The organism is Pseudomonas citronellolis (assembly GCF_900112375.1).
Taxonomy (GTDB): domain Bacteria; phylum Pseudomonadota; class Gammaproteobacteria; order Pseudomonadales; family Pseudomonadaceae; genus Pseudomonas; species Pseudomonas citronellolis.
This window is the reverse complement of the sequence record NZ_FOLS01000003.1, coordinates 50,009-61,988: the sequence shown is the minus strand read 5'-3', so window position 1 is coordinate 61,988 and position 11,980 is coordinate 50,009. Positions and strand designations below refer to the sequence as shown.

Below are 11,980 nucleotides of genomic sequence, written 5' to 3'. Positions count from 1 at the left end.
AGGACCGCCATGTTCAGCCGTGATTTGACCCTCGCCCGCTACGATGCCGAACTCTTCGCCGCGATGGAGCAGGAAGCCCAGCGCCAGGAAGAGCACATCGAGCTCATCGCCTCCGAGAACTACACCAGCCCGGCGGTGATGGAAGCCCAGGGTAGCGTGCTGACCAACAAATACGCCGAAGGCTACCCGGGCAAGCGCTACTACGGCGGTTGCGAGTACGTCGACGTGGTCGAGCAGTTGGCCATCGACCGTGCCAAGCAGCTGTTCGGCGCCGACTACGCCAACGTCCAGCCGCACTCCGGCTCCCAGGCCAACGCCGCGGTCTACATGGCCCTGCTGAATGCCGGCGACACCGTGCTGGGCATGAGCCTGGCCCACGGCGGCCACCTGACCCACGGCGCCAGCGTCAGCTTCTCCGGCAAGATCTACAACGCCGTGCAATACGGCATCGACGGCAACGGCCTGATCGACTACGACGAGGTCGAGCGCCTGGCCGTGGAGCACAAGCCGAAGATGATCATCGCCGGCTTCTCCGCCTACTCGCAGATCCTCGACTTCCCGCGCTTCCGCGCCATCGCCGACAAGGTAGGCGCCTACCTGTTCGTCGACATGGCCCACGTGGCGGGCCTGGTCGCCGCCGGCATCTACCCGAACCCGGTGCCCTTCGCCGACGTCGTCACCACCACCACCCACAAGACCCTGCGCGGCCCGCGCGGCGGCCTGATCCTGGCGCGCAAGAACGAAGAGCTGGAGAAGAAGCTGAACTCCGCGGTCTTCCCGGGCGGCCAGGGCGGCCCGCTGGAGCACGTCATCGCCGCCAAGGCCGTGTGCTTCAAGGAAGCCCTGCAGCCCGAGTTCAAGGCCTACCAGGAACAAGTGGTGAAGAACGCCCAGACCATGGCCCAGGTGTTCATCGAGAACGGCTACGACGTGGTTTCCGGCGGCACCCAGAACCACCTGTTCCTGCTCAGCCTGATCAAGCAGGACATCACCGGTAAGGACGCCGACGCCGCCCTGGGCCGCGCCTTCATCACCGTGAACAAGAACAGCGTGCCGAACGACCCGCGCTCGCCCTTCGTCACCTCGGGCCTGCGCATCGGCACCCCGGCCGTGACCACCCGCGGCTTCAAGGAAGGCGAGTGCCGCCAACTGGCCGGCTGGATCTGCGAGATCCTCGCCAACCTGGGCGACGAAGCCGTGGAAGGCCGCGTGCGCGAGCAGGTCAAGGCGCTGTGCGGCAAGTTCCCGGTGTATGGCAAGTAAGCCTTAGCCGAGAACGACGAAAAGCCCGGCATTTGCCGGGCTTTTTCGTTTCACCTTCGGATAGCCCCGCGCAGCCTGCGAGCCCAATCGCGGACGGAGTCCGCTCCTACGCCTCCGGGGAAGCACGATCGTAGGAGCAACTGTCTTGCGGGCCGCACCAAGGCGCTCTTCGTAGGATGGGTTGAGCTTGCGAAACCCATGCGGCCATGGCGATGGGTATCGCTTCGCTCAACCCATCCTACGATTGTCAGGCGCCCCCGTAGGAGCGGACTCCGTCCGCGATTATCCGTCGTTGGAAGCGACGGATCAGGGCTGCGCCGGCACATCCCGCAGCGCATTGAGCTGCCGCGCCAGCGTCTCCGCTTCCACCTGGCTGTCGAAGCCCTCCAGCATCACCCGGCCGTCGCGCACCGGCTCGGATACCTGCGGCAGCATGCGCAGGCGGCCGTCGATGACCACCGCCAGGGCCTTGCCCTGCTGCTTTTCGGTCAGCCGGGCCAGGCGCTTGCTGGCGTCGGGGGCGAAGGTCACCAGCACGCCGGGGCGGCCGCCGTTGCCCAGCACCACCTCGGCGCGCTGCACGTCGCGTTGGGTGAGTTCGGCGCGGGCCACGACCAGCACCGCCTGGCCCTGCGGGTCGGCCAGGGTGCGCGTGCTGGCGGTGGGCTTGTCGGCGGTGGCGTGGATGTCGAAGCTGTGCTGCGGCAGGACTGGCGGCGCGCCGGCGCAGGCGCCCAGCAGGGCGAGGAGGCAGAGCGGGATCAGGCGTTTCATGGGTCGACGATGGGGTCAGGCAACAATGGAATCGGGCCGAATGCCGGTTGGACAACGGCGCGCGCCGGTCATTGCGTACCGGCCGACGCATGATAACGCCAATGGCCTCCCGGCAGGCGTGGCCGAAGTCAACGAAGGGGCTGGCGCGGGCCCTTTGCTGGCAGTGACGGCCCCGGCCAACTAGGCTCGTCGTGGGGCCGGTCGACGGGCTCGATACCCGCGTTTCCGGCGAGCTGCTATCATGCCCGCCTTTTTTGCCCAGGCCGCGCAAGACGGCCAATCCTGACCGACCGGTCGAGCCGACAAGACGCCCAAACACGGGAGCACGACATGCTGGAAAAGCTGTTCCAACTCAAGGCGCACAATACCAACGTACGCACCGAGATCCTGGCGGGGATCACCACCTTCCTGACCATGGCCTACATCCTCTTCGTCAACCCGAGCATCCTCGGCGAAACCGGCATGGACAAGGGCGCGGTGTTCGTCGCCACCTGCCTGGCCGCGGCCATCGGCTCGTCGATCATGGGCCTGATCGCCAACTACCCCATCGCCCTCGCCCCGGGCATGGGCCTGAACGCCTTCTTCACCTACACCGTGGTGCTGCACATGGGCCACACCTGGCAGGTGGCGCTCGGCGCGGTGTTCCTCTCGGCGTGCATGTTCTTCATCATTTCGATCTTCCGCATCCGCGAATGGATCATCAACAGCATCCCGCTGGCCCTGCGCTCGGCCATCGCCGCCGGCATCGGCCTGTTCCTGGCGCTGATCGCGCTCAAGGAGTCGGGCATCGTCGTCGCCAACCAGGCCACCCTGGTGGGCATGGGCGACCTGGCCAGGCCCGAGCCGCTGCTGGCCATCCTCGGCTTCATCCTCATCGTCGCCCTGGAAGCCCGCCGCGTGACCGGCGCGGTGATGATCGGCATCCTGGTGGTGACCTTTGTCGCCATCGCCCTGGGCGTGACCCAGTTCGGCGGCGTGGTGTCGATGCCGCCGTCGCTGGCGCCGACCTTCCTCCAGCTGGACATCAAAGGCGCCCTGGACATCGGCCTGACCAGCGTGATCTTCGCCTTCCTCTTCGTCGACCTGTTCGACAACTCCGGCACCCTGATCGGCGTGGCCAAGCGCGCCGGGCTGATGGGCAAGGACGGGCACATGCCGAAGATGGGCCGCGCGCTGATCGCCGACAGCACCGCGGCCATGTTCGGCTCGCTGCTGGGCACCTCCACCACCACCAGCTACATCGAGTCGGCCGCGGGCGTTTCCGCCGGCGGGCGCACCGGACTGACCGCCATCGTGGTCGCCGTCCTGTTCCTGCTGGCGCTGTTCTTCGCCCCGCTGGCGGGCAACGTCCCGGCCTTCGCCACCGCGCCGGCGCTGTTCTTCGTCGCCGTGCTGATGGCCTCGGGCCTGGCCGAGATCGACTGGGACGACCTGACCGTGGCCGCGCCGGTGGTGGTCACCGCCCTGGCCATGCCGCTGACCTTCTCCATCGCCAACGGCATCGCCTTCGGCTTCATCACCTGGACCGCCTGCAAGCTGCTGTCCGGCCGCTTCCGCGAACTGAACTGGGCGCTGGTGATCCTCTCGGTGCTGTTCGTCATCAAGCTGGGCTGGTACAACGCCTGACCGATAGCGATACCCGTGCAGCATGGGTATCGCTTCGCTCCACCCATCCCGCGAATCACCTGCAGGATGGGTCGGGCGCAACGAAATCCATCGCCCGCCACCGCGCGCAGCAAGAGTTCCCCATGAGCAGTCCCCGTTTCGACCCCGCCACCTACGACACCCAACTGGCCGACAAGGCCGCGCGCCTGCGCGAGCTGCTGGCGCCCTTCGCCGCGCCCGAGCCGCAGATGTTCGACTCGCCCCGCGAGCACTACCGCCTGCGCGCCGAGTTCCGCCTGTGGCGCGATGCCGGGACCGAAAGCCGGCACTACGCGATGTTCGAGCAGGGCGACAAGCACACGCCCATCTACATCGAGCAGTTCCCCATCGCCAGCCAGCGCATCAACGCGCTGATGCCGCGCCTGAAAGCCGCCTGGGCCGAGCGCGCCCTGGGCCACAAGCTGTTCCAGGTGGAATTCCTCACCACCCTGGCGGGCGACGCGCTCATCACCCTCTGCTACCACCGCCCTATCGACGATGCCTGGCAGGCCGCCGCCGAACAGCTGGCCGCCGAACTGGGCGTGAGCATCGTCGGGCGCTCGCGCGGCAAGCGCCTGGTGGTCGGCCGCGACTATGTCGAGGAAGCACTGCAGGTGGCCGGGCGGACCTTCCGCTACCGCCAGCCGGAAGGCGCTTTCACCCAGCCCAACGGCGCGGTCTGCCAGAAGATGCTGAACTGGGCCTACGAGTCCCTCGGCCAGCGCGACGACGACCTGCTGGAGCTGTACTGCGGCAACGGCAACTTCACCCTGCCGCTGGCCACCCGGGTGCGCAAGGTGCTGGCCACCGAGATCAGCAAGACTTCGGTGAACGCCGCCCTGGCCAACCTGGCCGACAACGCTGTGGATAACGTCACCCTGGTGCGCCTGTCCGCCGAGGAGCTGACCCAGGCGCTGAACGAGGTGCGCCCCTTCCGCCGCCTGGCCGACGTCGACCTGAAGGGCTACGACTTCGGCAGCGTGTTCGTCGACCCGCCGCGCGCCGGCATGGACCCGGACACCTGCGAGCTGACCCGCCGCTTCGAGCGCATCCTCTATATCTCCTGCAACCCGGAGACGCTGGCGCAGAACATCGCCCAACTGCACGACACCCACCAGGTGACGCGCTGCGCGCTGTTCGACCAGTTCCCCTATACCCATCACATGGAAGCGGGCGTGCTACTGGAACGCCGCTGAGAGTCAGTCCACGATCTGCTGCGCGTCGGCATAACTGCGTTAAAAACAGGCGAGTGATGCTCATTTAGCGGCCTAAACTCCGCTCCCTCGCCTGTTTTTGCCTTGTTCTGCTCTAGCTCGCGAGATCGTGAACAGACTCTGAGGCTAACCCAACCTGGGTTGGGCGGCGCGCACCGCGCCGCCGGCTAGGCTGCTGTGGATAACCACAAGAGAGCCTCGCCATGCACCGCTTCCTGCTTCCCCTGCTCGCCCTGTTGCTGGCCGCCTGCGCCGGCAGCGACCCGGCCAAAGTCACGGTCTCCCCGGCCGCCGATGGCCACCAGGGCAGCTTCTCCATCCAGGCGGTACGCGCCCCCGGCCATCGCCTGGACCTGGAGGAGCGCTTCGACGCCGCCCTGCGCCGCGCCCTGGAAGCCAAGGGCTACCGCTTCCAGGCGCAGAATGGCGAATTGCGTGTGCTCTATGCATTGGGCCTGGAGCGCCAGACCGGGGTGATCCAGCGCCCGGTGGCGACCCAGGAAGGCGTGGTGAACCAGACGCAGTTCGCCGATTCCGACTTGGCGCGGCTGGTCATGCGCATCGTCGACGAACGCAGCCGCGAAGTGCTCTACGAAGCGCAGCTGAGCAGCCAGCTACAGGACCCGAACCTGAGCCAGGAGGCTTTCGACAAGGCATTGGCGAAGCTGCTGGAGGATTTCCCGGCGCACCGCCCCTGAGGCGGCTCAGCTGTAGCTGGAGGGAGTCTTGCGCACGAACTTGATGCTGTAGCTGAAGTCCGGCTTGCGGGTGACGCTGATGGCGCGGCGGGTGACGGTGTCCAGGGTGACGTTCCAGAACCCGGTGCTGGGCACGCGGATGCGCGCCGGGAAGCGCTCGAAGGCACCGCCGTGGTAGGCGTGGCGCGCGCCGTTCTTGAAGCTGCGGAAGTTGGCGTCGGTCATCAGGCGGATGTTGCAGGTGCGCGAGCATTCGATGACCACGAGGTCGCCCTCGTTGAGGTGTTCGCGCTTGTGGATGAATTTCATGTTGCGGGCCTGCGGGTGACGGTCGAACGGGGCGCAACGATAGCACGGAAGCCGGCGCCGCCCCAGCGGCGCCGGGCGGATGCGCGTCAGTTCGCGGCGCGCAGGCGGATACCGTCGGCCTCCACGCGCTGGCCCACCTGGAACTCGGCGTTGGGCGAACGCACGGTGCGCTGGCCGCCGTCCTCCGCCTGTACCACGTAGGCCTTCTGGCTGGCGCCGCTGGCCTGCTGCACGCTGCTGCCGGCCAACCAGCCGATGCCGGCCCCCGCCAGCGCGCCGAAGGGCCCGCCCAGGGCGCCGCCGATCAGCACCCCGCTGCCCGCGCCGAAACCGCCGCCGACCGTGTTGTCCGGCCGTTCAGCCACCACCTGGTCCGCCTGCGCCACCGCGCAGGACAACAGCACCACACCCATTGCACACAGGCTCGCTACTTTCATGATCGCTCCATTGGCGTTTGAAGGTAGCCAAGCCATTACAGCAAGCGTGCCAGCCCCCGAGGGCCCATGGATCAAGGGTTGGCGCGATGAAGGAGTCTAAATGACATCATCCGGCGGAGTCATCCTGACTCGCCGCAGAGTCATTCGGACCTTGTTTCAGAGCCCTTCGAAGTCGGCGTCGCGCACCTTCTCCACCGGCGCCTCCGGCAGCGGTTCGGCCGGCTCCGGCTCGCGCCGGCCGCGCTCCAGCCAGTACAGGGCGAAGATCGCCAGCAGCGACACGCTGCCGCGGTAGACCAGGCCGTAGAGGGTGGCGTCGGTGTCGATGCCCAGGCCCGAGGACCAGGCGATGAGCAGCCGCGACAGGGTCAGGGTGAGCTGCACCAGCACCACCAGGATCAGCCCGGCGCGCAGCAGCTCGCGGCGGCGCAGGGCGAACAGCAGGAACAGCGCCAGGGCGAACTGGTGGCCGCCGTAGAACACCTGGGCGTCGCTGACCGACTCCGGTTCCATCAGCAGCATGCCGCTGAGGTTGGCCATCTCGTAGGGGCGCACCCAGTACAGCAGGCCCAGGCCGGCCCACACCAGGGCCTGTAGCAGCAAGACGAAGCGGGCGAAGAGCATCCTGTTCCTCCTGGGGCCCGTCAGCCCTCGGCAAAATGAAGATGGATAAAGGACACAGACCTTGCTCGGCACGCCGAGTTCGCCGGCGGCGTCATAAGCTGATACAGAGCAGGGACGGGCGCCGCCGTCCCTGAGAGTATGCTCCACGGATTTCGTTCTGACAGGAGCTTCCCATGCGCCGCATCCTCCTTCTCGCCGCCCTCCTCGCCGGCACCGCCCAGGCCGCCCAGCCGCTGACCATCGACGTGCACCGCGACGCCAACTGCGGCTGCTGCAAGGACTGGATCAAGCACCTGCAGGCCAACGGCTTCACGGTCAACGACCACGTCGAGGCGGACATGAGCGCGGTGAAGACGCGCCTGGGCGTGCCCTACGCCATGGGCTCGTGCCACACCGGGGTGATCGACGGCAAGTTCGTCGAAGGCCACGTGCCGGCCAGCGAAGTGCTCGAGCTGCACGAGCGCGCCGACCTGGTGGGCGCGGCGGTGCCGGGGATGCCCATGGGGTCGCCGGGGATGGAGATGGGTGGGCGTTACGATGCCTACCAGGTGCTGGGGTTGGGCAAGGATGGGAAGGCGGTGGTGTTGGCGGATTATCCGGGGCGTTGAGGGGGGCTCGGAGTATCCCTGCTGCTTTGGAGCCTGGGATCAACTCCGCTCCCTCTCCCCAGCCCTCTCCCTGAAGGGAGAGGGGGCTAGTCCGTGCCGAGAGGAGGCCTGGTTTCAACCGGCAATCTCTGTGCTAGCCGGCTGACTCCAGAACATCCAAGCACTCCGAACGGTCCCCTCTCCCTTCAGGGAGAAGGTTAGGGAGAGGGCGCTCTTCAGCCCCCCACAAACAAAAAGGGGCGACCAACCGGCCGCCCCTTCTTCATTCATTCCCGCCTTATTCAGCCACCTTGGCCTTCGGCAACACCCCATCCGCCCGGAACATCGCCTTGATCCCCCGCACCGCCTGGCGCAAGCGATCACGGTTCTCGATCAACGCAAAGCGCACATGGTCATCGCCATAGTCACCAAAGCCGATACCCGGCGACACCGACACCTTGGCGTCCTTCAGCAGCTTCTTGGCGAACTCCAGCGAGCCCAGGTGCGCATAGGGCTCGGGGATCTTCGCCCAGACGTACATCGACGCCTTGGGGTTCTCGACCATCCAGCCGGCCTCGTGCAGGCCCTTGACCAGCACGTCGCGGCGCGCCTGGTACTGGCTGGCGATGTCGCGCACGCACTGCTGGTCGCCTTCCAGGGCGGCGATGGCGGCCACCTGCAACGGGGTGAAGGTGCCGTAGTCGTGGTAGCTCTTGATCCGCGCCAGGGCCGAGACCAGCTCCGGGTTGCCGACCATGAAGCCGATGCGCCAGCCGGCCATGTTGTAGCTCTTGGACAGGGTGAAGAACTCCACCGCGATGTCCTTGGCCCCCGGCACCTGCATGATCGACGGCGCCTTCCAGCCGTCGAAGACGATGTCGGCGTAGGCCAGGTCGTGCACCACCAGCACGTCGTACTGCTTGGCCAGGGCCACCACGCGCTCGAAGAAGTCCAGCTCCACGCACTGCGCGGTCGGGTTGGAGGGGAAGCCGAGGATCATCATCTTCGGCTTGGGGATCGACTCGCGGATCGCCCGCTCCAACTCGTTGAAGAAGTCGATCCCCGGCACCAGCGGCACCGAGCGCACCTGGGCGCCGGCGATCACCGCGCCATAGATGTGGATCGGGTAGCTGGGGTTCGGCACCAGGATGTTGTCGCCGTGGTCCAGGGTGGCCAACATCAGGTGCGCCAGGCCTTCCTTGGAGCCGATGGTGACGATGGCCTCGGTTTCCGGGTCGATGTCCACCGCGTAGCGCTCCCTGTACCAGTGCGAGATCGCCCGGCGCAGGCGCGGAATGCCGCGGGAGGTGGAGTAGCCGTGGGTGTCTTCGCGCTGGGCGACCTGCACCAGCTTCTCGACGATGTGCGGCGGGGTGGCGCCGTCGGGGTTGCCCATGGACAGATCGATGATGTCCTCGCCACGGCGGCGGGCGGCCATCTTCAGTTCGGCGGTGATGTTGAAGACGTAGGGCGGGAGACGGTCGATACGCGCGAAACGGCGTGCTGAACGGGGTTCAGTCATGATTTCCTCGGTGAACGTAAGCGCCCGGAACCGTCCGAGCGACGCCGGCCACTGCGGTGGCCTGAAAAGCTGGGCTTTTCTTGTCGGCGAACATATCCGCCGCTAGGCTCGCTGTCGAGCCCTACTTTCCACGGGAGCACCATGTCCTTTCTGCATTACTGGCAACTCGACGTGTTCGCCGACCGCCCGCTGGCCGGCAACGGCCTGGCGGTGTTCGCCGACGCGCGCGGCCTGGCCGACGCCACGCTGCAGGCGCTGACCCAGGAGCTGCGCCAGTTCGAGAGCATCTTCCTGTTCCCCAGCGCCGAGCTGGACACCTACGCCGCGCGCATCTTCACTCCCGAGGAAGAACTGCCCTTCGCCGGCCACCCGCTGCTGGGCGCCGCCGCGCTGCTGCACCACATCCACCAGCGTGGCGAACAGGAGCACTGGACGCTGCAGCTGGCGACCAGGGACGTGAACCTCACCACCCGCCGCCACGGCAACGGTTTCATCGCGCAGATGAACCAGGGCCAGGCGCAGTTCGGCGCCGTGCTCGACGCGGAGGAACGTCGCTGGTTCGCCGAAGCCTTCTCGCTGAACGCGGGCGACCTCGCCGACTACCCGGCGCAGGTGATCAGCACCGGCCTGCCCTACGTGCTGCTGCCGGTGCGCAGCGAGGCTCTCGGGCGCATCCGTCAGCGCGCCGAGCTGGGCGAGCGCCTGGCCGCCCTGGGCGCGGCCTTCGTCTTCCTGCTGGATGTGGATAACCGCGAGGGCCGCACCTGGGACAACGCCGGGCTGGTCGAGGATGTCGCCACCGGCAGCGCCGCCGGCCCGGTCGCCGCCTACCTGGTGGAGCTGGGCAAGGCCCGTCGCGGCGAGACCTTCGAGCTGAACCAGGGCCGCTTCGCCGGTCGCCCCAGCCTGCTGGAAGTGCGCGTCGGCGACGACGACCAGGTGCAGGTGGGCGGCAAGGTGCAACTGCTGGCCCACGCCCAGTTGCTCTGCGCGCTGGCCTGACGGCCGGCCTGGCGGGTCGGCCGGGCGCCGACGACACTCAATCCACGAACTTTCAGGAGAAGACGCCATGCTCTGGCGCAAAGGACGACGCAGCGACAACGTGGTGGATGCCCGCGACGACAGCGGCGGTGGCATGCGCATCGGCGGCCGCGGCCTGAGCCTGGGCGGGGTGGCCATCGTGGTGGTGGTCGGCCTGTTGATGGGCCAGGACCCGATGCAGATCCTCGGCAGCCTGCTCGGCCAGATGGACGCCGGCCAGGCCCCGGCGCGCCCGCAGGTGCAGGGCCGCCCGGCGACCGGCGCCGACCCGCAGGTGGACTTCGTGCGCGCCGTGCTCGGCGACACCGAGGACACCTGGGGGCAGATCTTCGCCCACAGCAACGCCCAGTACGAGCAGCCCAAGCTGATCCTGTTCAACGGCGGGGTGAACTCCGCCTGCGGCTTCGCCTCCTCGGCGGTGGGCCCGTTCTACTGCCCCGGCGACCACCGGGTGTACCTGGACCTGGGCTTCTTCCGCGAGATGGAGCAGCGCTTCTCTGCCGCCGGCGACTTCGCCCGCGCCTACGTGATCGCCCACGAGGTCGGCCACCACGTGCAGAACCTGCTGGGCATCTCGGCCAAGGTCGAGGCCGCGCGCCGCCGCGGCGCGCCCATGGAGGGCGCCAGCGGCCTGTCGGTGCGCCTGGAGCTGCAGGCCGACTGCTTCGCCGGCGTATGGGCCAACAACGCCCAGAAGCGCCTGCAATGGCTGGAGCCGGGCGACATCGAAAGCGCGCTGAACGCCGCCAACGCCATCGGCGACGACCGCCTGCAGAAGCAGTCGCGCGGCACCGTGGTGCCGGACTCCTTCACCCACGGCACCTCGGCGCAGCGCATGCGCTGGTTCAAGCTCGGCTTCGACTCGGGCTCGCCGGGCAAGTGCGATACCTTCAAGGCGCAGGCGTTGTAACCAGTACGAAGGGATTCCGCCGCGCGGACATGTTCGCGAGCAAGCTCGCTCCCACGAAAAGCCGTGCTCACCTGCAATGTAGGGTAGCCGGGAAGCACGGTCCTCCCCCCGTAGGAGCGGACCTTGTCCGCGATAACCGGCCATCCCGGCGCGATTCGCGGATGAGATCCGCTCCTACGCTGCCCCACCCGCGCCATTCCCATGTAGGAGCGCGCCCTGCGCGCGAATCGCGGGCAGGGCCCGCTCCTACAGGTAGCCGGGAAAGCGCGGTATTCCTCCCCCCGTAGGAGCGGACCTTGTCCGCGATGGCCGGACATATCGGCGCGGTTCGCGGATGAGATCCGCTCCTACGCCGCCCCACCTGCGCCATTCCCATGTAGGAGCGCGCCCTGCGCGCGAAATCGCGGGCAGGGCCCGCTCCTACAGGTAGCCGGGAAAGCGCGGTGTTCCTCCCCCGTAGCGGAGATGACCAGGGGCCTCACAGGCAACGCTTGAGCGTCCGCAGAAACTCCTCCGGCTCCACCGGCTTGAGCAGGAAGTCCAGCACGTTCAGGCGCATCGCCTCGACCACGTCGCGGGCGCGGGTGGTGCCGGAGAGCACGATGATCGGCAGGAAGGTGCCCCGGGCGTGGAGCTGGCGGATCAGCTCCAGGCCGGCGCCCTCGCCTTCCATGCACAGGTCGGTGACCAGCAGGTCGATGGCCGATTCGTCGCGGCCGATACGGCGCAGGGCCTGGGCACTGTTGCTCGCGGTCAGGCATTGCAGGTCGGCGCTTTCGATCAGCTCGCGCATCTCGGCGAGCACCTGCGGGTCGTCGTCCACCAGCAGCACCGTCGGGGGGCGCTCGGGACGGACGGTGATTTCCAGCAGCGCCTCGATCTCTTCGTCGTCGAGCAGGTTGCGGTACGCGTGAGGCAAGGGCTCACCCATGGCGGCGTTTTGCCGTGAGTATAGCG

Annotated in this window: 13 protein-coding genes; 7 read left to right on the top strand and 6 right to left on the bottom strand. The window is 67.7% G+C overall.

All coding sequences use genetic code 11. From position 1 onward, the window contains the following. Positions 1 to 9: 9 nt before the first annotated feature. Positions 10 to 1,263, top strand: a complete 1,254-nt coding sequence (gene glyA, locus BM060_RS03770) for a serine hydroxymethyltransferase (RefSeq protein WP_074977422.1) — start codon at positions 10 to 12, stop codon at positions 1,261 to 1,263. A 306-nt stretch (positions 1,264 to 1,569) separates the two neighbouring features. On the opposite strand, the gene BM060_RS03765 is transcribed toward glyA, so the two are convergent. Continuing rightward, complete coding sequence (locus BM060_RS03765) at positions 1,570 to 2,037, bottom strand: SecDF P1 head subdomain-containing protein (RefSeq protein ID WP_074977420.1); 468 nt, start codon at positions 2,035 to 2,037, stop codon at positions 1,570 to 1,572. Positions 2,038 to 2,367: 330 nt separating this feature from the next. Between BM060_RS03765 and BM060_RS03760 the strand changes: the two genes are divergently transcribed. The 3 genes from BM060_RS03760 to BM060_RS03750 all read left to right on the top strand — a co-directional run bounded on the left by BM060_RS03760 (position 2,368) and on the right by BM060_RS03750 (position 5,593). Further along, complete coding sequence (locus BM060_RS03760) at positions 2,368 to 3,663, top strand: NCS2 family permease (RefSeq protein WP_074977418.1); 1,296 nt, start codon at positions 2,368 to 2,370, stop codon at positions 3,661 to 3,663. 122 nt (positions 3,664 to 3,785) lie between these two features. After that, the gene (gene trmA, locus BM060_RS03755; RefSeq protein ID WP_074977416.1) at positions 3,786 to 4,877 is read left to right on the top strand and encodes a tRNA (uridine(54)-C5)-methyltransferase TrmA; all 1,092 of its coding nucleotides are present in this window, start codon (positions 3,786 to 3,788) and stop codon (positions 4,875 to 4,877) included. Between the two features lie 221 nt (positions 4,878 to 5,098). Continuing rightward, positions 5,099 to 5,593, top strand: coding sequence for a DUF4136 domain-containing protein (locus BM060_RS03750; protein WP_069862008.1), 495 nt, complete (start codon positions 5,099 to 5,101; stop codon positions 5,591 to 5,593). A gap of 6 nt (positions 5,594 to 5,599) precedes the next feature. Here BM060_RS03750 and BM060_RS03745 read toward each other — a convergent pair whose 3' ends face one another. The 3 genes from BM060_RS03745 to BM060_RS03735 all read right to left on the bottom strand — a co-directional run bounded on the left by BM060_RS03745 (position 5,600) and on the right by BM060_RS03735 (position 6,963). After that, a complete protein-coding gene (locus tag BM060_RS03745) occupies positions 5,600 to 5,902 on the bottom strand; it encodes a DUF1883 domain-containing protein (RefSeq protein WP_043273615.1) in 303 nt (100 codons plus the stop codon). An 86-nt stretch (positions 5,903 to 5,988) separates the two neighbouring features. Then, on the bottom strand, positions 5,989 to 6,339 hold the full coding sequence (locus BM060_RS03740; protein WP_069862010.1) for a hypothetical protein: 351 nt from the start codon (positions 6,337 to 6,339) through the stop codon (positions 5,989 to 5,991). Between the two features lie 156 nt (positions 6,340 to 6,495). Next, on the bottom strand, positions 6,496 to 6,963 hold the full coding sequence (locus BM060_RS03735; protein ID WP_009617493.1) for a DUF4345 family protein: 468 nt from the start codon (positions 6,961 to 6,963) through the stop codon (positions 6,496 to 6,498). 173 nt (positions 6,964 to 7,136) lie between these two features. Between BM060_RS03735 and BM060_RS03730 the strand changes: the two genes are divergently transcribed. Continuing rightward, on the top strand, positions 7,137 to 7,571 hold the full coding sequence (locus BM060_RS03730) for a DUF411 domain-containing protein (protein WP_074977414.1): 435 nt from the start codon (positions 7,137 to 7,139) through the stop codon (positions 7,569 to 7,571). 277 nt (positions 7,572 to 7,848) lie between these two features. On the opposite strand, the gene alaC is transcribed toward BM060_RS03730, so the two are convergent. Then, positions 7,849 to 9,072, bottom strand: coding sequence for an alanine transaminase (gene alaC / locus BM060_RS03725; RefSeq protein ID WP_043313643.1), 1,224 nt, complete (start codon positions 9,070 to 9,072; stop codon positions 7,849 to 7,851). A gap of 141 nt (positions 9,073 to 9,213) precedes the next feature. Between alaC and BM060_RS03720 the strand changes: the two genes are divergently transcribed. Together BM060_RS03720 and ypfJ are read left to right on the top strand one after the other, a co-directional pair. Beyond that, complete coding sequence (locus BM060_RS03720) at positions 9,214 to 10,074, top strand: PhzF family phenazine biosynthesis protein (protein ID WP_074977411.1); 861 nt, start codon at positions 9,214 to 9,216, stop codon at positions 10,072 to 10,074. A 67-nt stretch (positions 10,075 to 10,141) separates the two neighbouring features. Further along, positions 10,142 to 11,023, top strand: a complete 882-nt coding sequence (gene ypfJ, locus BM060_RS03715) for a KPN_02809 family neutral zinc metallopeptidase (protein ID WP_074977409.1) — start codon at positions 10,142 to 10,144, stop codon at positions 11,021 to 11,023. Positions 11,024 to 11,501: 478 nt separating this feature from the next. On the opposite strand, the gene BM060_RS03710 is transcribed toward ypfJ, so the two are convergent. Further along, positions 11,502 to 11,942 (bottom strand): response regulator, encoded by a 441-nt coding sequence (locus BM060_RS03710; RefSeq protein WP_169720925.1) that lies wholly within the window; start codon positions 11,940 to 11,942, stop codon positions 11,502 to 11,504. Positions 11,943 to 11,980: the final 38 nt, after the last annotated feature.